The sequence below is a fragment of the Pseudanabaena sp. UWO310 genome (assembly GCF_006861605.1).
Taxonomy (GTDB): Bacteria; Cyanobacteriota; Cyanobacteriia; order Pseudanabaenales; family Pseudanabaenaceae; genus Pseudanabaena.
The window spans coordinates 40084-64251 of record NZ_SELU01000005.1 but is presented as its reverse complement, the minus strand read 5'-3'; the positions used below and the strand labels follow the sequence as shown (position 1 = coordinate 64251).

Below are 24168 nucleotides of genomic sequence, written 5' to 3'. Positions count from 1 at the left end.
GCCGCCTCTCACATATTATGTGACTAAAACATTAGCCCTTACCCATTTCCGAAATTCCCTTAAGGTTGCACTCTCTCCTAAAGTTAAACGTTGTTGCACATATTCCACGATGATCGCCGCAGGTAAATCAGGAAAAGCTAAGCTTTTTTCAATCGGTTTATATTCTCCATTCTCTAAGGCTAGAAATTCTAAACTATAGCTATCATAGCGCCAGACTTCAGGCACACCGAGTAAGGCATATATCGGCAAACGGCGATCGCTAGGATTGGTAATATCCACTTCTAAAACCAAGTCAGGCGGTGGATCTTGCCCGACAACAATTACTTCTTTATCCCGAATTATTGGTTCATTTTGGATGTAGTAACAAGAGTCTGGCTCTGCTCCTAACTTTAATTCGGGAATCTTCATCAGTAAAGATCCCAGCTTTCGCAAATCAACTTCTAGTTCATCAGAAAACGCTCGAATCAAATCATCAATAAATCGATTACTGCCTTCGTGGAGCGAGAGGGGGGACATAATTTCTAGAGTGCCATTTAGGTAATGAAATAGAGCATTGCGGCGATCGCCTACATCGGCAAGTAAATTTTCAAAAGTATGCCAACTGACGTTATGTAAGATCACGCGATCTTCTGCTATTGGTCTGATTTGCTCAGCGATCGAAGATGAAGGGATGGGTTTGCTTAGTGTTGTAGCAGTCATCGTAATTTCCTATGGGTTTCATTCTCTTATTTTTGTCCGTAGTTGCAGATCTCAAGTTTTCTGCTAAGTAGCTAGGCATAAGTAAACTTAAAACCTAGAAGAGCGTACCGCCCGCGTAGCGGGCGGTACACTCTCTGATTTTGGTTTTTAATTATGCCTAGCTACTTATTTCCCTAATTTACATCAGATAACTTTCTAATTCAGGATATTTAGAAAATAAGCTGTCAATACTGGCAAGCTTTGCGCCATGTTCTAAGGCTGTGGCAATAATTAGGCGATCGAAGGGATCTTTGTGAATGGGAGATAGATTTACGGCTCTGACTGTAATTTCTGGAGTTAGTGGAAATAATTCAATTTTGGCAGGCGCTAATGCTCTGCTAAACCACTCTTCTGGTGAACATGTTAGCTCTAATCTGCCTCGACTTTGGGCTAAGGCAACCTCATAGCAAGATAGAGGGGATACCGCTAATATCTCGGCTAACTCAAAGCGCTCAAGCCAAGATGAAGGAAATCGCTCGAAGTCTGAGTTAATTAGCCATAGCCAAATATGGGTATCGAGAACGATTATTTCAGACATTCCCAATCCTCTTCATCGACAATGGGGCTGACGATATCGCCTAAGATTGTCACTTTGCCAGCCATGTCGGGGATGGGAAAACGGCGTTTTATTTGAGGTTTGGTTTCTTCGAGGATAGTGACGATGATTCGTGCCGAGGTGATTTCTGGCTGTTCGGAAAGCCATTTAATTTGTCCGTTTTCATAGGTTGCTTCATAACTTTTGAGCATGGTTGTTTATCTCCTTAAGATGTTTTCCACTTCTTTTTTTGCTCTTAGATTAGAGAAAGTAAGCGATCGCCTTCTAACCGTTATTTCGCTTTCTCAAGTTCTAAGCGATGCTCACTTGATCAAATGGGATAGCTTCGTCCTGTGATTCTTCGGCTAGGTCAAAGGCATAAATTTCTTCGAGTTCTTCTAGTAGATGGTCAAAGATAATTTGGCGGTTAACTCAAAGTTATACTCAAGATTTATTGCAACGGTCTGCCCGTCAATAAGTACTTGACCGTCTACTAGACGGGCAAGTAGTTTTTGATAATAGTCAAATTCTACAACCACGCTCAAACGTTGACCTTGAGCATCAACAATGTATTGTTCGCTAATTGTTTGCATTGGTAACTCCTATTATTGGGATTGAGTCAATTATATGTAATCTCAGAGATGATGGGGTAAGGCTAGACCGTGAGAGATTGTTCAAATTCTTATTTTTTGCTAGATATTAAAGAACATAGGCAATCGCCTTCTGAGGGTTGATTCCTATCCTCAAGTTCTATGACACTGAAGACTTAAGCATATCAGTGTGTTTTGTTTATCGTACAACATATGACTGAAGGGTACATCCAAAGGCATTTGATAAATGTACAATAATAAGCCATGATGCTAAGCTAAAATAGCTGGAATTAGGTTGTAAAATCTAAATTAAAAACTAAAAGCAAAAAATACACGATATATTTATGACAAATAATGGTGTTTACATAAAGGCTATTAAGGGAAACTCGGAATATGCCGATCAAGTAAAAGCTTTGGGAAAAGCTAATTCAAGTACTTTATCTCTCTTTCCTGAAGGAGCTTTCGATCAATACATATGGAAAGGGAATGTGTTAGTGGCTTTAGATGAAAATGATACTTTTCTTGGATATCTTCTATATACAGTTAAGAAAAAGGAAAGACAGATTAAGATATATCATCTATGTCTAAAAAAAGAGTCAGAACGTAAAGGTATAGCGAGAAAACTCATAGATTATTTAAAAAGCATAACAAGAGAATTTATTGATATCCATCTTAATTGTCGTCAAGATTACGGTATTGATGGTATGTGGGAAAAGTTTGGGTTTATCCCCATGCATGAGAAATCTGGAAATAATAAGTTGGGAAAACTTGTAACAACTTGGGTTTACAATCACGGACATCCAGACCTCTTTTCAACTATTGTAAGTACAAAAACTTTTGTAGTTCTTGACTCTTGTGTATTTTTTGACTTTTATCGAATGAATTTACGAAAAGCCATAGTTGATGGAGAATCAGGTTATTTATTGGCAGATTGGATTCAAGATGAATTAGAGTTATGCACTACAGATGAAATATACAATGAAATTAATAAGCTGCCCTCAATAGAAGAAAGAAGTAAGATGCGATTATTTGCAGACGGTTTCTTTAAAATAACTTGTATATCCGAGCAATTTGATAACGTTTATCAATCATTGAAAGACTTACTATTAAACAATAAAGATCTTACGATTGCAGATATTAATATTCGCCAGATTGCTCGAACAATAGCTTCTGGAAAATCCACCTTTATTGTAACTACAGATGTAAATCTTCTGTCATTTTCAAGTCAAGCTCGAACAGAGCAAGGTATTCTAATTGTTAGCCCTACTGAGTTAGTAGTTAAATTAGATGAGCTTAGAAGAGAATCAGAATATCAACCTGAGAAGTTAGCAGGGACTCAACTATCGAAAAAAAGAGTTGCCGCCAAAGAAAAGCAAATTCTTATAGAATCTTTTACTCTAGACGGAGAAGTTGACTTCAATGCTAAGTTCTCTCAATTACTTGTTGAGAACAACAAGTACGAATGTATTGCCGTTTGGGACAGTAATATTCCTGTCGCTTTGATAGTATATAGTAGAGAAAATCAACACGAACTATCTGTTCCAATACTAAGAGTTAACTATAAATCTTTATCAGAAACGCTTACTAGACATATTGTATGGCGTACGATTAATTTGGCAGTTTCCGAGAGAAGAGACTTTACTAGAATAACTGAAAGCCAAATTGACGATTTTATTGTTAGAGTTATCCAAGATGCTGGTTTCTATAGTATAGATGGGAACTGGATTAAAATTAACTCAAAAATCACTAAATCAACAATCGATGCATCAGAACATCTAATCAATATTAGTTTAAAGCTTACAGATGAATATAAGAGTATCTGTAGACGTTTTTCCGACAATCTGGTATCAAACGAAAGAGATGATCCTGAATTTATGTTTGATTTAGAGAAGCTATTATATCCAACTAAGATTGTTGATGCAAATATCCCAAATTTTGTAATTCCTATCAAACCAAACTGGGCAAAAGAATTATTTGATGAAGAACTAGCCAGAGAAAGTTTATTTGATGTATCAAGATCTGAACTAGCATTGAATTGGGAATCTGTGTATTATAGAAGCTCAAAACCAAAGCCTGTAAATTTTGCATATCCTGCACGTATTTTGTGGTATGTATCTAGTGATAAAGATGGTGCTTATACAAGTAAAAAATCTAAAATTTGTGCTTGCTCGACACTAGATGAGGTAGCTATTGGAAATCCTGAAGAACTTTATCTAAAATTCCGGAGGCTTGGTATTTTTAAGTGGGAAGATATAAAATCAATCTCAAAAAGTGAAATCATGGCTATTAGGTTTAGTAACACAGAGATATTTAAAAGTCCTATTTCCCTAGATAAAATATATGAACTTTTAGAAACTAAAGCCAATATACAATCACCGCGCCTAGTTACGAATGAAGCATTTTTTAAAATTTATTCTCTTGGGAATGCAATATGAATAGCAAATCAATAAAAGTTTCTAGTGATGGATATGTTTTACTTTTATCGCTTCAGCCAAGATATGCTGAATTAATATTTAATGGAACAAAAAAAGCGGAACTGAGGAGAATTCGCCCTAGAGTTGATCGTGGTGACTTTCTTTTTATCTATGTTTCTTCACCCGAGAAAATATTATTGGGTTCTTGCGAAGTACAAAAAGTTACGCAAAGTAGTCCAAATAATCTCTGGACTTATGTTAATAAAGATTCAGGTCTTAAAAAAGCCGAATTTCTTGAATATTTTGATGGCGCGTCCACTGGTTACGCAATTTTTATTCAAAATGTCCAGAAATTTAATCAACCAATAAAGCTTGCAAGATTACAACAAGAATGGGATGGATTTCATCCTCCACAAAGCTATAGATATTTGACGATAGAAGAAGTAGATTCAATTGGAATTATGGCAGAACATGATATGACAAATATTTCTATGAGGCTCCAACCTAGAGCTAAACAAGTTGAACTTAATATATGTTAAATATCTTCATCAAAGTAATCAGAATCAACTTTTTGTAGTGTATATGTTTGAATCTCGCTTACACCTACACCAAAGTCAATCATTAATTGAGTTAATTTATCGCCATCAATAAGAATTATTCTTTTTTCGATAATCTTTACATATTCTTTTGCTTCTTTCGTAAATTGAGATGTAGTAATCATTACACCTTTTCGAGCTTTCATACCCTCTAAGCTTCCAGCAAAAGCTTGCACTGCTGGTCTACCTACAGAAGCTTCCCACCTTTTTGCTTGAATATAAATTAAGTCTAGTCCTAAATTATCTTCTTTAATAATTCCATCAATTCCACCATCGCCACTTTTTCCAACTGCTTCACCAGCATCTTTTCTTGAACCTCCGTAACCCATAGCAAGCAACAAATCAACCACAAGCTTTTCAAAGAATTTTGGAGAGCAATTCTTAATTTGTTCAAGTAATTTTTCACCTAATTCTTTTTTCAATTTTTGATAGCTAATCTCAAAGTTTTCTTCAGGCGTTTGATCTGTATCTTCTATTATTGAACCATCAAGCTTTACATCATAACTTGACCTAAGATTTTGAAATTCTTGAAACTCTGTAAACCTTTCTAGAAAGCTTCGATTAATTGAACTAGGCTGAGACTCCAACACTTCTTTCCCTCGCGAAGAAATGTAGAATGTTCCTCTCTTTCCACTTTCTAGTAATTTTGCTTTTTTTAAATATGTAACAGCCCAACCAATTCTATTGGCTAGTTTTGTTTGTCTACCACTAGGTAAAAGTTCCTTTCGATCTTCCTCATTTAAGTTAAACTGATTTGCCAAGAACTCAACTGTTTGACTAAGTAAATGTTCTTGTTCATCACCAGAAATCTGTAATAATGGTAAAAGAAAATCTTGATATGTGGGTACAGCCATTTATGAATAATAAGATTGTTTACTGAAATTATACCTTTATTTTGGACTAAAGCTTTAAAAGCAGATGTAGTTAAACGATCGCCTGATATAGCGATCGCCAATTTATACCATTACTTTCAAGAAGCATAATGAGGCGATCGCTTATTGTTCAATAGTGATATCGACATTGTAAAAACTTAATGTAATTTTGTTCAACTAGATAAACCAATCGATGCTCTTGAGTGATACGGCGAGACCAAATACCAGAACCAAGATATTTCAGAGGTTCAGGCTTTCCAATTCCATTAAAAGGATCGCGCATGACTGCATCAACTAAATCCATTACCCTCAAAGCAACCTTGCGATCAACAGAAATCCAATGGGTTAAATCTGTACGAAAATCCTGATCAAAAATAGATTCTCTATTCAATGGAGAATTACTCTTTGACAAGTCCTAACTCCTTGCGTAAATCATCAGGTGTTTGGGAATCTTCTACATTCGCTCTAGCACGACTAATAGCATTTAACAAACGTTCTGCATTCTTAGGAGATCGCAAAAGATGCATAGTTTCTAACAAGCTTTGTAACTCATCGGCAGCAATCAGAGCAACATTTTCACCATTTTGACTTTTGATGTAAATGATTTCACGATCATTAACAACGCGATCGAGCAATACATTCAAATTTGGCGTTGTCAGTGCATAGCTAGTTTCAACAATCATAATGACTTCCTGAAATCTTATTAAGATTATAGTTGGTTCTCTAAAAACTATGGGATAAAGCTTCAAAAGCAGATGTAGTTAAACGATCGCCTAATATAGCGATCGCCAATTTATAGCATTACTTTTAAGAAGCAAAGGCGATCGCGTTCATGGAATAAATTATGGATGAACTAGCCATGCTCTTTGAATTGGCTGCACGATCGCCTGTACCAGTGGGGACAGTCGTGCAATGTCCTGTAAGCCATGCTCAGTCTGGACATGGATCCCTTGCTTGTAAATGCTATAGCCCTTAGTTCGCGCAACCCGAATTCCACAGTAGTATTTCGATTCCATTCCTTGAGCGTTTAATTTCTCTCGCCAACTATCGAGCTGTTCCTGCTGTTGAATATCATCCAAATGCGAAATATCCGTAGCACGGAATAGGGCTCGATCTAAAAAGCGACGGCTGAGATCGGCAAGAATGCGATCGCTGCTATCGCACCATCGATGGAGGTGATAGTTAAAAACCGTATCATCAGAAGCAAAGTACTGCTCGCAGGTAAGCATTTGTGGGTCTTGGGTCAGCCAAGCCATCATCGTGCGATCGCTAAATAAAAGCTCGTCTTGGGCATGGCGCTCCGTCGCAATCAAAAACTTGGCGCGGCGAAAGATTTTCTCCAGCAAAAATCTTGCCGCAATATTTTTATGATGGTTATAAACCTGTAGATACATAAAATAGCGTACTGTCAAATAATGTTCGATCGCCACTATCCCTTTGCGACCGATCACTAAATTTTGGGAAATCGGATCGAACCGTAGCGCCAATAAAATCCGATCCAGATCCAATTGCCCATATTTTGCCCCCGTAAAATAGCTATCCCTTTCCAAATAATCAAGGCGATCGCAATCGATCTGACTGGAAATTAACTGATAGATCAGCGGGACTGGATATTGTTTTGTAAAAATACTTTCCAATTCAGTTATTAAATTCATGGAAAAGTGATTGAGAACCTCAGCAATTTTGCCGAACTTTAATAATCGTAAAGTCCATATTTCGTGATTACTACCAAAAACTTCTTCCGATGCATGGCTATAGGGACCATGACCAAGATCGTGGAGCAGGGCTGCCACCAACACCACCGTCCGATGGGTTGTCAGGTAAGGATATTTAGTCGCGATCGCATCAAAAGCTCGACGAGTCAGCGCCATCACCCCCAGAGAATGGGTAAAACGCGACCCCTCAGCCCCATGAAAAGTAAAGTAAGCGATATCGAGTTGGCGGATGCGCCGCAAACGCTGAAACTCAGGCGTATCAATTAATTGAATCAGTAAAGCTTCCGTGCGATCGTTGCTGTCAAGAGTAATTGCCCCATGAATCGGATCGTTATAAGTGCGAGACTTGCCAAGGATCATAGGATTTCAACTTTTAAAAATTCTAGAGTCTGCATCGTTCAGTAACAGCTCCGTAAGTAGTTAAGCATAATTACAACCCAAAACCAGAGAGCGTACCGCCCGCGTAGCGGGCGGTACGCTCTTCTAGGTTTTAAGTTTACTTATGCTTGGCTACTTAATTCAGATTTTGTATAGAGGGCTGTGACCCAAATCACAATGTAATGACTATAAATACCATAAGTTAATAGGCAAGCCTATGCTTTTATATGAGTTTTGACCGCATTTTCTAAAAATAGGCAAGCAAATAACAAAGTATAGTTATAGCAACACAAAATAGTTTGCCAGAAAAAACAATCCGAATTGTTATTTCTGATAAGCAAAACGGGAATTATATGATTGCTCAATGGGCCGAGCAATTGCTGGTTTTTAAGGTGAATTTAATTCATCTCGGAAATTGGAATATAGAGAAATAAATAGTTGCTACTTACAGCTTATTTGTACAGGCATAGGTAGTATGAAAGGCAAAATCAGTTACGGTAGTTTTGTTTCAATTGCACAGTTAACCGATATTCATTTATTTGGAGATATCGAGAGTTCTTTGTTAGGTATTCAAACTGAAGCTTCTTTTCAGGAGGTTTTGACTGCCATTAAAAGAAACCTACCGCAAATTGACCTATTGCTTTTGACTGGAGACTTAACTCAGGATGGCAGTACCGCATCCTACGATCGCTTACGTCGATCGCTCGATCGGTTTGGCATTCATGCCTATTGCTTGCCAGGCAATCACGATGATGGCATCCTCATGAAAAGGCATTTGCCTAGCGATTACGTCCATCTGAGCCGATCGCTCGATGTTGGCAAGTGGCGAATTTTATTGCTTAGCTCCGTGGTCGTTGGGGCGGTACATGGCTATCTGGCAGATTCAGAGCTAGAATGGCTGGAAGACAATCTCAAAGCCTATCCCGAACGTCCAACATTAATCGCTTTTCATCATCCTGCGATAACCCTAGGCTCACGATGGATCGATGGTATCTGCCTAGAAAATCAAGATCAGTTTTGGGAAATCTGCGATCGTTATCCCCAAATAGAAGTTGTTATCAATGGTCATGCCCATCAGGAGTTTGACGAAATTTACGAAACTCCCCACAATTCAGTCAGATGTCTGGTCACACCTTCGACCTGCATCCAGTTTGAGCCCAAAAATCACAAGTTTCAAATCGATAGTCAACCTCCCGGTTTTCGTCATTTACGGCTATATCCCAACGGAGCCATGGAAACGGAAGTTTATCGCCTTAAAGTCGGCAGTTTCCATCCCGATCTTGCCGCGATCGGTTATTAAGAGCCTATAGCTGTCGCATTACAGCGCTTCGCGCTCAAACCCAAACCAAGGAAATTCTGGAAAGCGTTGCTTCGCAACGCTTTCCAGAATTTCCTTGTGGTTCGTTTGATCGATAATTGCCGTAGGACATAAACCCCAAGAATTGGCGGGCGGCGCTTCGCGCCGCCCATCAATTCTTGGGGTTTCAAGTGACTTATGAGTGGTGATCTGAGTGATATGATAAAGGATTGGTTTACAGAACCAATCTTTTCTATAGCGATTCAAAGTAAATGCAACCGCCGCTTCAGTCACAAATCCAGTCACAAATCCAACCACAGATCGTCGTGATCAAAATTGGTACATCTAGTCTCAGCCATCCAGAATCGGGGGATTTACAGCTCGCAACGATCGCGAAATTAGTGGAAGCGATCGTCCATCTGCGACGGGAAGGACATAGTGTGATTTTAGTATCTTCGGGAGCGGTGGGGATTGGCTGCGGCCGGCTAGGGCTTAAGCAACGTCCCCGCAAAATCTCGAAAAAGCAAGCGGTGGCGGCGGTAGGACAGGGGCGCTTAATGAGGATTTATGATGACTTTTTTGGCTCATTGCAGCAACCCGTCGCACAGGTGCTATTAACAAGGGGAAATTTGATCCAGCGCCAGCATTACATGAATGTCCATGCTACTTTCCATGAGTTGCTAGCCATGGGTGTAGTACCGATCGTCAATGAGAATGATACGGTTGCGGTGGATGAATTAAAGTTTGGCGATAACGATACACTCTCAGCGCTGGTGGCGAGTTTGGTTGAGGCTGATTGGCTATTTCTCCTCACCGATGTCGATCGCCTTTATTCCGACGACCCCCGCCAAAATCCCGATGCTCAGCCCATTGAGTTTGTCGAGCATTCCGAACTACAAGACCTCAGACAAGCGATCGGCGAGAAGCAGGCTTTAGGGGCTCAAGGAGGCGGGACACAATGGGGAACGGGTGGCATGACGACGAAACTGGATGCGGCAAGAATTGCCTCGGCAGCGGGAGTACGTACAGTCATTACCAGAGGAGCTTTTCCCGATCGCTTGTCGGCAATTTTGCATGGGGAGAACTTTGGCACGCAATTTGCGGCTCAACCCAAGACCGTCAATGCCCGTAAGCGCTGGATTGCCTATGGGATGGTTCCTTTAGGCAAGTTATTCCTAGATGATGGCGCAGTCAAGGCGGTGATCCTCAAAGGGCGATCGCTTTTGCCTGCGGGCATTATTCGAGTGGAAGGCAAGTTTGAAGCAAACGATTCGGTAAGTCTATGCGATCGCGAAGGCAAGGAAATCGCTAGAGGCATTTCTAATTACAGTAGTCATGATATTCTGCGCATTCTTGGTTCCCAATCGGAAGATATTCCCAAGTTACTAGGGTTTGATGGGGAAGAGACCGTAATCCATCGCGATAATTTGGTTGGTTTATAAAGCCCAAGAGATGAGTGGCGGCGCTTCGCGCCGCCACTCATCTCTTGGGCTTTATACCAAAACACAAAATGGCTACGCCATTTTGTGTTTTGGTATTATAGATAGGAAGAAAGACAAGTTGGTGTGGTTTTCGTACTTAGCTCCGTAATTGTCATATTTTGAGTTTTGGGTAATGGGGTTTCAGATTTCCGATCAGGTTTTACAGTCAAGCGTTCGGGGCTTAAATGAAGAATACCTTTGCCAATTAAATCTTCGATTAATCCTGCATTAAATGGAATAACAAAAGCGTTCCACTGGGGCTGGATGCGATGAATTGTTTGTAATAGATGCCAAACCTCTTCATTAATTTGATAGGTAGTAAAGTAGGGATTTACAGGGGAAAATAGCTCGATTTTACGATCTCTACCATCTAAATCTTCCTCTACTCGGAAACGCAAATCAGGAGCAAGTGATAGAAAATAATGACCACGCTCTGACGACTGCAACCATGTTTGTTGTTGGAAATACGCCAACACTTGCTGGTGGATTACAATGGTTGGGTTATGGATTGTACGGCAATAGTAAGAACTAGTTTGCGATGCAGGCAGACAACTGATGAAGATATAACCGAAATTTACAGCCGTTAAATTTGCTTGCTGAAAATTCTGCAACCATTTCTCCAGTTCTTGATTGTAATGATTCAATGTCTGACCGAAGGGAGCATGACTGTGGGGAATTGAGAATAGGATCTCATCGCGATCGGCAGTACAAAGAACGAGCTGATGAGTGGCTCCACCCTGCCACCAATCGGCAAGCTTGGATTGATAGTCCTTGGCATTCACCAAATCTGAGACGATAAATAATCGACCGCTCTCGGTAAGATGGGCGGCACTGCCGTTAACGATCTGCACCAAAATTTCTTCCCCTGTCTCGCCCCCATCACGGAAGCCGAGATTTTTATTCGGACTGGGAACGAACGGTGGATTGGCAAGAATTGTATCGAAGCGACGACCTCTCACGGGTTCGTACAGGTTACCCTCATGAAAACTGATATTATCGATACCATTGAGCTGAGCATTGAACCTTGCAAATCGAATAGCGCGAGGATTGATATCGATCGCTGTAACCTGTCGAGCGTAACGACTTGCCACGAGTCCTTGAATACCACTACCACTGCAAAGATCGAGTACCTGCTCCACCGCATATTGGGGGGCTGTATAGACTAGCCCTGCACTGTCCGAACCGATATACATTACAGGGTTCTCACTAATTTTATCCTCATCCAAGAGCATATAGCGATGGTCAGTTGCCAGATAGATCCCTTCAATGCAGAATAGATCGATTCGAGAAGCCCACTGATCATTGCGAGGAATTAGCAGCCCTAGCTCCTTTAAAATTGTAAACAAATTAATGCCAAAAAGTTCCTGTAAAGATCTTTCAGGCAAGGCAACTCGCAGCAAGAAAAGTCGGATTAAATTATCGAGATCGGTATGGGCTAGTTTGTAGCGATCGTAGTAGTGGAAATGGGTGATCTCTAGCGCTTGGAGTGCATCAATGCCTAAGCGATCGCAGATTGATTCCACTCTATAATCGGATTTTTGCAATAACTTGTGGAATTGGCTAAGAGAATTCCGCAATGAGAAATTTGCATCAGCAAAGGGGGCAAAGATGCGATCAGTCTCGGATGGTAAAAGAGGTAATAGATTTGAGTCCGATGGAGACTCCGTGGGAAGCCTTGGGCGATCGCCAAGTTCGGGTTGCAAGTTATACTGACTAAGCTGCTCCATCGCCCAATGCAATTGCCCTTCTAACTCTCGATGCGTCAAGCGCTGAGCAATCCGCAGTCTTTCCTGCCATCCTTCAGACTGACCTAGCAATGCTAGTAGCAATTTAGTTTGTGGCAATGTATAAGTCGATAAATTAGATTTTTTCGCCTGTGACAACTTAGATAGATCGGCAAGGAAAGACTGTCCGAGCGGATCTAATATCAACACCACATGCTCGGAAAGCTGCGTTTTTAATGGGCGATCGAAGGGCGAGTCGGGGAACAAAATACTGGTTTCTTTATAACGTGCGCCCAGACTAGATAGGGTCTGCAACTCTGCCTCAGTCCAAGGACAATCGGTCATGTCGCCCCAGAACATAGCGCGATCGAGCTGAGCCATCAAGTCTAAAACAGAGGGCTGTTCGGCGGGTAACCCATGGGGAATAGGGCTAGGCTTGACTTTTTCCAGATGTTCCGCATAATTTTGCACCTTGACATGACGCTTAGCAATCCAAAAATTTTCGAGGGCTAAATAGTCAATATCTGTTTCCAAAAAAGTTTGAATTGCTTCTAACGGAGTCTCTACTATGGGTTGCCCCGCCATATTAAAGCTCGTATTAAGTAATACGGGAAGCCCTTGACGCAATTCAACTAATTTCCGACAAATCCTATAGAAGTAAGAGTTATCCGCTTCCGTAACAGTTTGGACTCGACCAGTACCATCCACATGGGTGACTGCGGGAATTTTGTCGCGCATCTCTGGTCTGATCGGAGGCACAACCAGCATAAATGGAGCGCCTACTGACATCTCAAATACCTGCGATACATCCTCTAAGGGAATGACTGGTGCAAAAGGTCGAAATGCTTCCCGAAATTTGACGCGCACATTCAAGATATCCTGCATTCGCTCAAAGGATGGATCGGCTAGGATCGAGCGATGTCCTAAAGCACGTGGTCCATATTCCGAACCACCTTCAAAGCGGGCGACGATATACCCTTGGGCTAGGGCTTGCGCGGTGCGCTCAACCATTGCGTCATCGGCGAGTTCGACAACTGTAACATCTGCCTCAAACTTTTGCAGAGCCCGATGGATTTGGCGATCGCTATAGGCATGACCCAAAGTGGCTTTAGTTAATTTTGGACGTTTATTGCCTCCATTCGTAGCGTAAGCCCAAAGTGCAGCCCCTGCGGCAATACCACTGTCCCCAGCCGCAGGAAAGATGAAGATATCCTCTAGTTGGAGGTGATGTAAAAGCTGATAGTTGGCAACGGAGTTCAAGCCGACACCACCAGCAATACAAAGCTTCCGCAATCCCGTTTGCTTCAAGGCCAAATCGACAATATGCAGCAATGCTTGTTCCAATTCCTGCTGTACCTTGTATGCCAAATCAACCAAATACGGACGGAGGTAGGGTTTACCTGTACCCGTGTCGTAACGCTTCTCTAAAGCCGCTACTTCCAAAAAGATATCGTAGGGAGAGATGGATAAACCATAGGAACCTTCCACAGGATGAATCCATCGATTCCATTGGGATTGTTGTCCGCCAAAGGGAGCTAGCCCCATCAGTTTCCCTGCTTCGGCATGGCTAATCTGTGTATTCCCCATCTTGGTCACAAACCCAGCTTTGCGGGTAATGTATTCATAAATAAAGCCAAGGGTAGAGATCCCTGCCAGATGGGATGCTACGGTTTCACTATGTAGGGTGGTTAAAGTATGACCACGACCTTCGTATAGGGTGTAGGACTCCGTACGATGGTCTGCACCTGTACTACCTGTAGCATCTACCGCTAGTACTACCGCTTCGTCAAATCCCGATGGCCAAAACGCCGAGTAAGCGTGGGCGAGGTGATGACTGGGTAGGGCAATAACTTTGTCAGCCACATCTTTAGGGAATACCCTGCGAGCGATATCAGGGGCAAAGTCAACGCCAGGCATATTTGCGGTAATCGATGCAATATCAGCGATCGCTATGCCACAACTGTCAAGACAGTAACGTATTGATTCCCAAGGCAATTGCATCTGAGAAGCTACTCCAGCCGACTGAAGCATATACCCAATACTGTATTTTTGGCGATCCAGACGCTCTTGCTCGATTGCCACCACGATCTCGCCATCTCGAACGATCGCTACGGAACGTTCATGTCCCAAATTTATGCCCAAATGATGCTGCATCATAGCTTCTCGGATTTATGCTACATTCCAACTGTACTTATACCTGTTTTTGCCACGATTTGCACTTATTTTTGCCACTATTTGTACTTATTTTTGCCACTATTTATACTTATTTTTGTCACTTAGAAGAACAAGAATTTTGGGTCTGATGGGGCTGATTCAAATCAAGGTGAGTCCTAGAACAATGCAAATTTTGCTCAAAATACCCCTTATACCAATTCCCAAGTTCGGGATAATTTGAAACGAGCTTTGAGAAAGGGTTTGCTACGTAAACCCTTTCTCAAAGCCCAAAAGTAAAAGCCTTGCGTAGCAAGGCTTTTACTTTTGGACTTTGAGAATTTGCCAGTTTAACCCGAACTGACGTTAGGGACTTGCGATTTAATAAAGTACCAAATATAAAACCAGAATCGTTGGTGCGGCTCCGCCGCACCAACGATTCTGGCAAATCTGGATTGGTATCTTATTTTCTCGCAAGTCCCTTATTTATTTGATAGCTAAGATATTGTTTTTGTAAGCGGGACGATCGCTCAGGCGTTTTACATAAGCATCGATCGCGGGATAGTCGGCGTAGGAAATTTGCAGCATCAAAATCGCATAGCCGAGAATTGTGCCCACCGCCACATCCGATACCGTAAAGCTATCGCCAGTAAGATAGAGTTGTTTTTCGAGAACTTTGTTTAATCCACCGAGCAACCTTGGTGTTTCCTTCTCGCGGGTTTCAGCACTAAAAAGCCCAGTGCCAAGGGTGGAATTGGCAAATAATACCCATTGGGCAGCGATCGCTCGATCTTGGATTGTGGGTAATTGAGCGTACTTGTCAGCGAGATAGAGCAAAATCGCACCCGACTCCCAAACGATTAAGCCATCATCATCAATGGCAGGAACCTTCCCAAAGGGGTTAATGGCTAAAAATTCAGGCTGTAAATGCTCACCTCCTTTCAGATCCAGTAATTGAAACTCAAAGGGAGTTTCCAATTCTTCTAGATACCATTTAATAATTGCAGCCCGACTTCTCGCGCCACCATAGAGTTTAATCATCGTTGTTCCTAATTATTTCCAAAGCGTTGAAGTATAGAGGTTTTTATATGCCTTGGGCACATAAAAACTCAAAAAACCGATGGAGATGGCTTTAGCGATCGCCATCATAAGCGATCGCCAGTATATAGCAATCCTAAATGGTTTGTGGAAGCGCACCCCTTCGGGGTGCGCTTCCACAAACCCCAAAATCTACAAATGATTTAGGGAGGATTCTCCCCCAATCGCATGATTTTTATAGATTTCGCAATGGAGTTTCCTGACCGTAAATAAATTTACGCTCCAAATTATTGCCAAGGAACCATAGAGCGATCGCGATCGCCACGACAAGCGACCCAATACCTATCACAGTTATATTCGCTGGGGCAAACCAGAAACTAAGTAAGGGAATAATCGTCCATACGATCGCGGCGATCGTCATACTTGCAGTTTTGAGCCTGCGGACATTTCGCAAAGCTTGACTGCAACTCGCACATTTAGAAGTATGGGAATGATAGCGATCTAGGAGAACTTCTTTAACTAGGGGAGCGGTTAGTTGCTGACCAGCAAATGGGTCGGCTTGATAGCGGCTGACCCATTTCCGTAATTCAGTTACATAGGTATCGGCTGAGGTAGCAAGATAAAAAGCTTTTGCATGATTGCCCCGATCTTCCATCTTAGCAAGAGCCTGTTCGAGATAGCGCTCTTGGTAATGTAAGAAGATCTGGTCATCCTCAAGGATTCCATTTTGCCCGATATGGGAATACCAACGAGGAGTAATGCCAATAAAGAAACGAGGAATAGCCGAACTAAATTGAAAAGGAAATCTTGCAAATAACCGACATTCTCCCTTACGGGTCGGTGTCGCATAAACGGCGGTAATGGTTCTCCCAAATTGTTTAGAAGTAAGATCGTGCCACATCAGAGAAGGCGCAATAAAAGTAGTATCTTGCCTTCCTAACTTTCCTCGTCTCGGGCCTTCTTCCCAAGTCCCTTTAAATCCATATTTTTCGGTTTCGAGAACTTCTAAAACCATCGGCGCGGCATTAGCACGATTGCCAACGGACTTATGATGGGTAAAGGGAAGATGACTGGCATCGAGAACATTCTCTAAAAGGGTAATCGCATCGTAGGGAAGATCGCGAAAGGTTCCGAAAAGAGTCCATTTATCAGTTTCAGTCTCGAGGGGTTCGATAATGGGGATTTTGACTTGAGGTGCATTTTCGGGTTTACCAGCGTAGATAAATAGCAGTCCTTGTCGTTCCGCTGTGGGCAGGGATGACACACAGGCTCGCTTTGAAGTATGGGCGGTTCCACCTTCAGGTTGCTGCGGTATGCGATCGCAACTGCCATCACCCTTAAAGGCCCAGCCATGATAGGGACATTCGAGTAAACCATCTTCGGCAATTCTACCTTCCGATAGAGGTACGAGGCGATGCGGACAGCGATCGTCGAAGGCTTGCCATGCATTACTATGGCGATCCCACCAAATGACGAGATCCCGTTCTAGTAAGGTAAATTTGGCAGGTTTGGTTTTATCTAAGTCTTCCAGATAAAAAACGGGATACCATACCTCCAGCCAATCAAAGCGCTCTGGATCTCGTCCGCCCGCTGGCAATATTTCGGCGGAATTACTATTCAGGCTATTGCTTACGGGATGGGGATCGTCTATCAGTAAGGTATTTGCAGTCATGGTTACAGCCAAACTTTTAACTTCTTATTTTAACATTGTAAAGTTATGTGTAGCTGCCGCCAACTGTATCAGGACATAAAACCCCAAAGAGAGTTGCCCCCGCTCCGCGCGGCAACTCTCTTTGTTTTTTTGATTTTGTCTTAACAAAACTGGCAGCAGATGTATAGTTTAGCTTGCGATCGCCAAAATTGCAGGGACTTAATAACCGCCATCAAGCCCTTTTGCTTACAGCACTTGGCGCTCAAACCCAAACCAAGGAAATTTTTGAAAGCGTTGCTTCGCAACGCTTTCAAAAATTTCCTTGTGGTTCGTTTGATCGATAATTGCGGTAGGACATAAAACAAGAAGGGCGTAGCGGCGCTTCGCGCCGCCACGCCCTTCTTAAATCTATTGCCATGCTTTCATTTTGTCAGGATTCATTAAACCGTAGGGATCGACCATACGCTTGAAGTTTAGTTGCTCATAGTCAACCGTTTTCATACCACCATCTTCGAGAATATAGGTATGGGGATTGGCAATGAATACGCCCTGCGCCTCATGATATCGAATGATCTCGTTTAAGCGATCGCTAGTGGTAAAACGCACCACCTGAATCGCCGCAGGGATGACTACTCCATTCACCTTAATAAACTCTAGATGCATCATCACTTCATCGCCAAAATACTCATGCATCCGTTGGACTAGTTCCAATTGTGGATCGTTCAAAAATAGGCTCTGAAGATAGGTGAGGGAAGGATCGGCGGCGCGAGCATGTAAGGTGGTGTGATTCCAAGAAAATTCGATCAGGCTGATTCCTTTACCCGCATCCCTTGCGCTTTTTTCGTAGCAAATTTCGCCCTTAAAGTCTCGTACGAGGCTTTGAAATGGTTCCCGATCGCTTTCCGCTACTAGCACTAGAGCGCAGTGGGAATCCTTGGGAATGTAGCTCTGGAGAGCATTGAAATAATTAGCAATCGGTGATGTATGGACACTAATCATCTTTTTGATAATGCCGTCACTATTGCCAAGGGCTTGCCCAAACCGAGCGGCTGTCATGAAGTCGGGGAAACTCACTACGAATTCATCCCATCCATAGGCTGGAGCGAGGGGAACTTCTAATTCGGTAATAATGCCGTTGGTTCCGTAGGCATGAGCGACTTTTTGGACATCATCGCCTCGCAATTCGATAATTCTGGGTTCATCTTCGAGGGTAACGACCCTTACGGCTCTTAAATTACCGCGATCGCGTAGTTGTCCGTAGAGTACGGAACCGATACCGCCACTACCTCCCGCGATAAATCCCCCAACCGTCGCGCTTCTAAAGGTAGAAGGAATCATTCGCGATTCCCAGCCAATTTCTTGGGCTTTTTTATCGAGGACTGCCATTTTTACGCCCGTTTCTACGCAGGCTAGTCCCGCTTTAATCCATTTGATTTCTTGCATTCGCAGGGTTTCTAATATAACGCCGCCTTTGAGGGGTGTGCATTGTCCGTAGTTGCCCGTACCGCTGCCGCGCACCGTGAGGGGAATGTTGTATTTGACGCAGGCTTTGGCTATTCTCAGTACCTCGTTTTCATTGGTAGGACGAACTACAGCATCGCCAACTTTACCAGTTAGGAGTGGAACAAGGACAGGACTAAAGTGGGCGAAATCTTCTGATAGTTTCGCAACCTGTTCTGGGTTTGTAATTACTTCAATTCCAGATAACTCTTCTAATAAATTTTTTAAAGATATTTGCATATGCACCTATTGTTTCTATCCCACTATTCTAAGCTTAGCAAAACTCAACGAATATAGCGATCGCCCTAATTATCTCTACAAAAGGCAATGAGGTTTTTACTTAGTTTCCATTATTTTTTTAAGGGATTCTGCGATCGCAACATACTGTTGAGGTGTGAGGCTGCCACGATATGCGACAATGCGAGAAATATCTATTGCACGAACTTGATCTAATAGAGCAATTGATGGTGATTTTAATCCAGCTATTCCAATCGAAAAGCGTACATATAAATCAGGAGAGTTTGCAGCCCAATCTTGCCCACGATCAGTTGTCATGGGTACAACGAAGACTAGAGGAAAGCGCAGTTTTCCTAATCGGCTGGGGATTCCTACAACAATTGCAGGTCTGTAGCCTTCTTGCTCTCTACCACTAGGATTTTGGCTAGGAAATTTTGCTGTTATAACGTCACCAATTTGTAAAATATGCGCTGTCATAAACCGATCTCAATTTTTCCTGTTTCAGAGACAAATTTTACTGGTAGCCCTTCTTGCAGTTCTCCTTCCTGCCATTCGTAGGGTTCATAGTTATCTAAACCTGACAAGTCACTCTCTAGCCAGTCTGTATCTTCTTGAGTGCGTGAGTTTTCAGTTTGCCACACCAGATAGTTTAAGAAGCTAAGAACTTCGCGCAGCTTATCATCAGGGATAATTTCTAAGCGTTGTACGATCTCGCTTTTAATTGTGTTCATACTAATTTTCTCGACTCACGCTCAAGTTAGCTTTAGTTTAGCAAAACCTAGCAGTAAAGGCGATCGCCCTAATTATCTCTACAAATAGAGATCGCCTTTTGTCATCATCAATCGCGATCGCAAAACACCCTTAGTATTCACGAATGACAAATACTGGTGTACTGGACTTGGGTTGGGTTTGCTTTTGGATGCGAATTAGGCGATCACTTCCTCTTGTTCGTATTGGTGAGAAGCGATCGCGCGATTGATTTCTTCTTGATGTGTAGTGTAATAAAATCGGGCGTTGCTCAAGTCGTCTATGGTTAATGAAGGGAAGTTGCGTAAAAGTTCTGGGGTATCGGCTCCTTGTTATTGGAGTGAGATGATCGTCCAAACAGGGATGTGGTTATTAATGATCTAGGGTTACAAAATCACCATTAGCAAATTCTTTTTCTGTTTCTTCAACTGCTTGTTGATAGCCTTTCCAGCAAAGAAATTCATCCATTTCTTCGAGTAACTTTTGATATGCAGTAATTTCGAGGATAACGGCTATGCGATCGCCTTGAGCGTTGGTGATGTATTGTTCTTGGAGTTGCAGCATAGGTTTAAGTGTCGATGAATTATCTATGAGTTGCCATTATTATAAGCTTTACTCGTTTAGGGGCGATCGCCTTTTGTCATCATCAAGTGCAATCAAGAAATTTCTACTAATTTGCCTTCAATAAATTTATGTAAAATGCTGGAGACAAATAATTGATAGGGAATTCCTTCTGCTAAGGCACGTTTTTGGAGTGATCGCAGGTCTTTCTCAGAAACAGGAATGTTGATTGTATTGTTTTGAGCAAAGGTTGCGGATGCGATTTGTTTATGCTGCTCTAGCTCTTCCTGCCAGTTTGCTGTGCGAGTGAGGCGATCGCTTTCAAATGCTTCTAAAATTTCTTGTTCTTCTAAATCGCCTTGAGCGTTGGTAATGTATTGTTCTTGGAGTTGGAGCATAGGTTTAAGTGTTGATGAATTAGCTGTGAGTTGTGATTATTATAAGCTTTACTTGTTTTGGGGCGATCGCCTTTTGTCATCATCAAGCGCGATCGCTAACAGAGCTTTATAGACAAAAATAATCGCTTCAAAAGTCAAAATGTAAGCAAGGTAGAGATAGGCGATCGCATCAATAATCTCTACAAATAGCGATCGCCAAAAATACATTTACTTGGGTGGTTTACTCATTAAGATGACGCGCACTAATCCAGTGAGGCTACTGAGCAACATTGAAATTAGAATAGCGATCGCTAAAAGAATTGATGTGGGAGATTCTCCATGTTTTGTGATCGTTGCGGTATCGATGGGTGTTATGGATGCGGTGGTTTGATTAGTGTTGGCTGATGTTTGATTTGTCATTGGTTTATTGCCTCTTAGGCTCAACTAAATTGATGTTCTAATTCTGCCAAGTGGCTCTGCTGTTGTCGTTACGAGAAAGTACGAAAAAGTAAGGTTATAATTGGCACTGGTCAGTTAAATCGTGAGGGAGTGAAAGCCCCGTAGTGAAAGCAACTCCAGCATGGAAAGCGGTCGATGATATAGCCCGATCACCATAGCAGGAGTCTTGTTCTTCCCTAAGCTCACATGAGGTCGCACCCAGTTGTGAACTAATCGTTGTACGGTAACTGCTCGTTGCAATCCATCCGTATTCTTCGCATACAAGTTTTGTCTACGACGATAAGCGCTACATCTCCTTCTCAAGGCACTGTTGTTTGCTTCATTGTGATTAGCATGAACGTCACTCTTGTCACTAATAGCCGTATAGGGATGTTCTGGTTTGAGCCATTCGACCCGACGATTACCCTGTGAACCTTTGATTTTGATAGCAACTTCTAATCCATGTCGCCATACCTTCCGATGTCCATACTCACGACTTACTGCGGTGGATTTGAGGTACACACTTGCCATTTGCCATAGTTGTTGGGCATATCTCCTTTCTCCATCGGTAAACCACCGAATGTATTGACTCATTTTTGCCCCCATCTGAAATCTTTAAATATCATGCAAAACCTAAAAAATAGGCAAGCAGAAGCAAGTATCTTCAGTAACTTAGGGAATGCCTATATTATGTTAAGACAATTTGAGAAAGCTTTTGAATGTTATCAACACCAACTAGTAATTTCACGGGAGATTAAAGATCCTAAAGGGGAAGGAACGGCACTGGGTAAGTATGGGATTATGTACTACATTCTAGGAGACTTCGCTCAGTCAATTAGTTTCTATCAAACCCACTTAAGTATTACACGAGAAATTAAAGATCGTCGTGGTGAAAGTGTTGCTCTAAGCAATTTAGCATCTGCACTTATAAAACTAGAGAAGTATCCAGACGCAATAGAAAAAATGCAAACGGCATTGGCAATCTTTCATGAAATTGGCGACAGAGAAAATGAAGCATTACTATTCAAGAATTTAGCTGACCTGTACCAAAAACTTGAGAAACTCAATCTAGCGATGGATTGCTGTCAGCAAGCGTTGTTTTTAGCGAAGGAGTTGGACATTCCATTAGCGATAGAGTGTGAAATATTGCAACAGCAGTTACAGGAATCTTTGACTGATGAGTAGCAAAATATTTTACCTTTTGGTCTTAATTACTTACTATCAGCATTACACAATTACTCTCGCATTCGGCGATCGCCAATAACTTATAACTTATGTTAAAGTGTACACTTGAGTACACTTTAACAATTTGTGGCTATGGAAATCCAATCTGTCGGAATTAAAGAATTTCGGGCGAACTTACACAAATACACCAAGCAAACATCTGAGCCAATAGCTGTTACCTCTCATGGCGTACCAATAGGCTACTACATCCCCACACAACCTACTCCCCAAAAACAAGACTTACTCGTTCTACAACAAGCAGTGCAAAAAATCACCCAATTACTGCAAACACAAGGTATCAGTGAAGAGGAGCTATTTGCTGATTTTCAAAGCGTTAGGAAACACACACCTTAAAGATGAGAAAGTTAATTGTCCTAGATACCAACATTCTCATTCGCGCAATATTAGGAGAACGAGTTCCCAACTTACTAGAGAAGTATAGTTCTAGCTGTAGTTTCGTTACCCCCGTCAGTTGCTATGACGAATTGAATCACCATTTGCCCAAAATATTACAAAAAAGGAATCTTGCACTAGAGCCATTCTTAAATGCGATCGCACAACTGGCAAAAATAGTCACACCATTAGCTCAGGAAATTTATAGTGACTATGAGGATGATGCAAAACGCAGGATAGAAGATCGTGATCTGAAAGACTGGACTATAGTTGCTCTAGCTCTAGCATTAGATTGCCCAATCTGGACTGAAGATCAAGACTTTTTTGGAATTGGCATCGCAACATGGAATACCCGAAATGTAGAGATTTATCTAAGTAGCAATTAAGAGACATATCTCACCAATTATGAGCACATCTGATCGCAACCCATCACAGATTAAGCCAGATATCCAAGAGACAGCGCAAACACTCTTTAGCGAAATTCGTCAGCTTATTGATGCCGCCAAACAACGCGCCGCCGTTGCCATCAATGCCGAAATTACCATGCTCTATTGGCAAGTTGGCGATCGCATTCAAACCGAAATACTCCAACGTCAACGCGCCGAATATGGCAAACAGGTTATAACAGAACTTTCGCGACACCTTACCCAAACTTACGGTAAAGGCTGGAGCGAAAGGCAACTGCGCTATTACATCCTGATAGCCGAAGTTTTTCCCGATCGAGAAATTCTGCATACACTGTGTGCAAAATTGAGTTGGTCACATCTCAAACTAATTATGGGCATAGATGACCCACTGAAGCGCAATTTCTATATTGAGATTACGCAACTCGAAAATTGGAGCGTTCGCCAACTACAAGAACGCATCAACTCCATGCTATTCGAGCGCACCGCCATCTCCCGCAAACCAGAAGAAACCATTCGCCATGATTTAGAACAATTACGCGAAAACAAGCAAATTTCACCCGATTTACTGCTAAAAGATCCCTACATCCTCGACTTTTTAGATATAAGGGACTTGCGATTTAATGAAGTACCAAATATAAAACCAGAATCGGTGGCGCGGCTCCGCCGCGCCACCGATTCTGGTAAATCTGGATTGGTATCTTATTTTCTCGCAAGTCCCTAAGCGATCGCTACCTCGAAAAAGACCTCGAAGATGCCATCTTGCGAGACATCGAGAAATTTTTACTAGAACTTGGCGCAGGATTCACCTTTATTGCAAGGCAAAAACGTATCCAAATCGATAATGATGACTTTTATATTGACCTGCTGTTCTATAACCGCAAACTCAAACGTCTTGTCGCGATCGACCTCAAACTCGGCAACTTTCGCCACGAATACAAGAGCCAAGCGGTATCCATGTCGCCGAATACCTCACCGTATTACCACCCAAAGAACTACTTCAAGCAAAACTCCAACAAGCGATCGCTTCGGCACGTCGGCGATTACCTTCATCAGAACAGGATTAAATGGCAATTGGTAGGCAGGGCATACCGCCCGCTACGCGGG

27 protein-coding genes and 2 pseudogenes are annotated in these 24168 nt (G+C 42.1%); 9 read left to right on the top strand and 20 right to left on the bottom strand.

The features are described 5' to 3' along the window. Positions 1-15: 15 nt before the first annotated feature. The 4 genes from PseudUWO310_RS03175 to PseudUWO310_RS22715 form a co-directional block, all read right to left on the bottom strand. Positions 16-699: a Uma2 family endonuclease gene (locus PseudUWO310_RS03175; RefSeq protein WP_142598942.1), complete on the bottom strand. Its 684-nt coding sequence runs from the start codon at positions 697-699 to the stop codon at positions 16-18. A 178-nt stretch (positions 700-877) separates the two neighbouring features. Then, on the bottom strand, positions 878-1276 hold the full coding sequence (locus tag PseudUWO310_RS03170) for a type II toxin-antitoxin system VapC family toxin (protein WP_142598940.1): 399 nt from the start codon (positions 1274-1276) through the stop codon (positions 878-880). Beyond that, positions 1264-1485: a hypothetical protein gene (locus PseudUWO310_RS03165; RefSeq protein WP_055073858.1), complete on the bottom strand. Its 222-nt coding sequence runs from the start codon at positions 1483-1485 to the stop codon at positions 1264-1266. The genes PseudUWO310_RS03170 and PseudUWO310_RS03165 overlap by 13 nt, the downstream gene beginning before the upstream one ends. Positions 1486-1671: 186 nt before the next feature. Beyond that, positions 1672-1866: a hypothetical protein gene (locus PseudUWO310_RS22715; RefSeq protein ID WP_190315892.1), complete on the bottom strand. Its 195-nt coding sequence runs from the start codon at positions 1864-1866 to the stop codon at positions 1672-1674. 341 nt (positions 1867-2207) lie between these two features. Between PseudUWO310_RS22715 and PseudUWO310_RS03160 the strand changes: the two genes are divergently transcribed. Both PseudUWO310_RS03160 and PseudUWO310_RS03155 read left to right on the top strand, forming a co-directional pair. Continuing rightward, a complete protein-coding gene (locus PseudUWO310_RS03160) occupies positions 2208-4298 on the top strand; it encodes a GNAT family N-acetyltransferase (protein ID WP_142598938.1) in 2091 nt (696 codons plus the stop codon). Beyond that, positions 4295-4816, top strand: a complete 522-nt coding sequence (locus tag PseudUWO310_RS03155; protein ID WP_142598936.1) for an ASCH domain-containing protein — start codon at positions 4295-4297, stop codon at positions 4814-4816. Before PseudUWO310_RS03160 ends, PseudUWO310_RS03155 begins: the two co-directional genes overlap by 4 nt. Here PseudUWO310_RS03155 and PseudUWO310_RS03150 read toward each other — a convergent pair. From PseudUWO310_RS03150 to PseudUWO310_RS03135, 4 genes are all read right to left on the bottom strand, one after another. Then, positions 4813-5727, bottom strand: coding sequence for a restriction endonuclease (locus PseudUWO310_RS03150; RefSeq protein ID WP_142598934.1), 915 nt, complete (start codon positions 5725-5727; stop codon positions 4813-4815). The genes PseudUWO310_RS03155 and PseudUWO310_RS03150 overlap by 4 nt on opposite strands. A 148-nt stretch (positions 5728-5875) precedes the next feature. Then, positions 5876-6136, bottom strand: a complete 261-nt coding sequence (locus tag PseudUWO310_RS03145) for a Txe/YoeB family addiction module toxin (protein ID WP_199310591.1) — start codon at positions 6134-6136, stop codon at positions 5876-5878. A gap of 7 nt (positions 6137-6143) precedes the next feature. After that, positions 6144-6428 carry a type II toxin-antitoxin system Phd/YefM family antitoxin gene (locus PseudUWO310_RS03140; protein WP_142598930.1) on the bottom strand — a complete coding sequence of 95 codons (285 nt, stop codon included), beginning with the start codon at positions 6426-6428 and terminating at the stop codon, positions 6144-6146. 159 nt (positions 6429-6587) lie between these two features. Continuing rightward, positions 6588-7820, bottom strand: a complete 1233-nt coding sequence (locus PseudUWO310_RS03135; protein ID WP_142598927.1) for an HD domain-containing protein — start codon at positions 7818-7820, stop codon at positions 6588-6590. A gap of 493 nt (positions 7821-8313) precedes the next feature. Between PseudUWO310_RS03135 and cpdA the strand changes: the two genes are divergently transcribed. Next, the gene (gene cpdA, locus PseudUWO310_RS03130) at positions 8314-9138 is read left to right on the top strand and encodes a 3',5'-cyclic-AMP phosphodiesterase (RefSeq protein WP_142598925.1); all 825 of its coding nucleotides are present in this window, start codon (positions 8314-8316) and stop codon (positions 9136-9138) included. 18 nt (positions 9139-9156) lie between these two features. Here the strand turns inward: cpdA and PseudUWO310_RS03125 are convergent, their stop codons facing one another. Continuing rightward, a complete protein-coding gene (locus PseudUWO310_RS03125) occupies positions 9157-9453 on the bottom strand; it encodes a hypothetical protein (protein ID WP_223805511.1) in 297 nt (98 codons plus the stop codon). Between PseudUWO310_RS03125 and proB the strand changes: the two genes are divergently transcribed. After that, positions 9408-10577 (top strand): glutamate 5-kinase, encoded by a 1170-nt coding sequence (gene proB / locus PseudUWO310_RS03120; protein WP_142598921.1) that lies wholly within the window; start codon positions 9408-9410, stop codon positions 10575-10577. The genes PseudUWO310_RS03125 and proB overlap by 46 nt on opposite strands. A 95-nt stretch (positions 10578-10672) precedes the next feature. Here proB and PseudUWO310_RS03115 read toward each other — a convergent pair whose 3' ends face one another. The 11 genes and pseudogenes from PseudUWO310_RS03115 to PseudUWO310_RS03065 form a co-directional block, all read right to left on the bottom strand. After that, entirely contained in the window at positions 10673-14497 is a 3825-nt protein-coding gene (locus PseudUWO310_RS03115) for a carbamoyltransferase C-terminal domain-containing protein (protein ID WP_142598919.1), read from the bottom strand. Positions 14498-14977: 480 nt separating this feature from the next. Next, positions 14978-15532: a glutathione S-transferase family protein gene (locus PseudUWO310_RS03110; RefSeq protein WP_142598917.1), complete on the bottom strand. Its 555-nt coding sequence runs from the start codon at positions 15530-15532 to the stop codon at positions 14978-14980. A gap of 232 nt (positions 15533-15764) precedes the next feature. Continuing rightward, positions 15765-17201, bottom strand: coding sequence for a Rieske 2Fe-2S domain-containing protein (locus PseudUWO310_RS03105; protein WP_142598915.1), 1437 nt, complete (start codon positions 17199-17201; stop codon positions 15765-15767). A 387-nt stretch (positions 17202-17588) separates the two neighbouring features. Then, entirely contained in the window at positions 17589-18920 is a 1332-nt protein-coding gene (locus PseudUWO310_RS03100) for an FAD-binding oxidoreductase (RefSeq protein ID WP_142598913.1), read from the bottom strand. A 96-nt stretch (positions 18921-19016) separates the two neighbouring features. Next, complete coding sequence (locus PseudUWO310_RS03095) at positions 19017-19394, bottom strand: type II toxin-antitoxin system PemK/MazF family toxin (protein ID WP_142598911.1); 378 nt, start codon at positions 19392-19394, stop codon at positions 19017-19019. Then, positions 19391-19648, bottom strand: coding sequence for a hypothetical protein (locus PseudUWO310_RS03090; protein WP_142598909.1), 258 nt, complete (start codon positions 19646-19648; stop codon positions 19391-19393). The genes PseudUWO310_RS03095 and PseudUWO310_RS03090 overlap by 4 nt, the downstream gene beginning before the upstream one ends. A gap of 388 nt (positions 19649-20036) precedes the next feature. Continuing rightward, on the bottom strand, positions 20037-20228 hold the full coding sequence (locus tag PseudUWO310_RS03080) for a hypothetical protein (RefSeq protein ID WP_055076945.1): 192 nt from the start codon (positions 20226-20228) through the stop codon (positions 20037-20039). Positions 20229-20320: 92 nt separating this feature from the next. Further along, a complete protein-coding gene (locus PseudUWO310_RS03075) occupies positions 20321-20623 on the bottom strand; it encodes an antitoxin (RefSeq protein WP_142598907.1) in 303 nt (100 codons plus the stop codon). 48 nt (positions 20624-20671) lie between these two features. Beyond that, positions 20672-20830, bottom strand: coding sequence for a hypothetical protein (locus tag PseudUWO310_RS22710; RefSeq protein WP_190315887.1), 159 nt, complete (start codon positions 20828-20830; stop codon positions 20672-20674). Continuing rightward, on the bottom strand, positions 20831-21022 hold the full coding sequence (locus tag PseudUWO310_RS03070; protein ID WP_142598905.1) for a hypothetical protein: 192 nt from the start codon (positions 21020-21022) through the stop codon (positions 20831-20833). Between the two features lie 114 nt (positions 21023-21136). Beyond that, a pseudogene (locus PseudUWO310_RS03065) lies at positions 21137-21622 on the bottom strand (IS1 family transposase); the annotation flags it as partial. Positions 21623-21664: 42 nt separating this feature from the next. Here PseudUWO310_RS03065 and PseudUWO310_RS03060 point away from each other — a divergent pair. From PseudUWO310_RS03060 to PseudUWO310_RS03040, 5 genes and pseudogenes are all read left to right on the top strand, one after another. After that, positions 21665-22225, top strand: a complete 561-nt coding sequence (locus PseudUWO310_RS03060; protein ID WP_142598903.1) for a tetratricopeptide repeat protein — start codon at positions 21665-21667, stop codon at positions 22223-22225. 132 nt (positions 22226-22357) lie between these two features. After that, the gene (locus tag PseudUWO310_RS03055) at positions 22358-22618 is read left to right on the top strand and encodes a prevent-host-death family protein (protein WP_142598901.1); all 261 of its coding nucleotides are present in this window, start codon (positions 22358-22360) and stop codon (positions 22616-22618) included. A gap of 2 nt (positions 22619-22620) precedes the next feature. Then, a complete protein-coding gene (locus PseudUWO310_RS03050; RefSeq protein WP_072143688.1) occupies positions 22621-23043 on the top strand; it encodes a PIN domain-containing protein in 423 nt (140 codons plus the stop codon). A gap of 19 nt (positions 23044-23062) precedes the next feature. After that, the gene (locus PseudUWO310_RS03045) at positions 23063-23785 is read left to right on the top strand and encodes a DUF1016 N-terminal domain-containing protein (protein WP_223805507.1); all 723 of its coding nucleotides are present in this window, start codon (positions 23063-23065) and stop codon (positions 23783-23785) included. Next, positions 23782-24128 (top strand): annotated as a pseudogene (locus PseudUWO310_RS03040) (PDDEXK nuclease domain-containing protein); the annotation flags it as partial. The gene PseudUWO310_RS03045 and the pseudogene PseudUWO310_RS03040, both read left to right, overlap by 4 nt. Between the last annotated feature and the right edge of the window lie 40 nt (positions 24129-24168).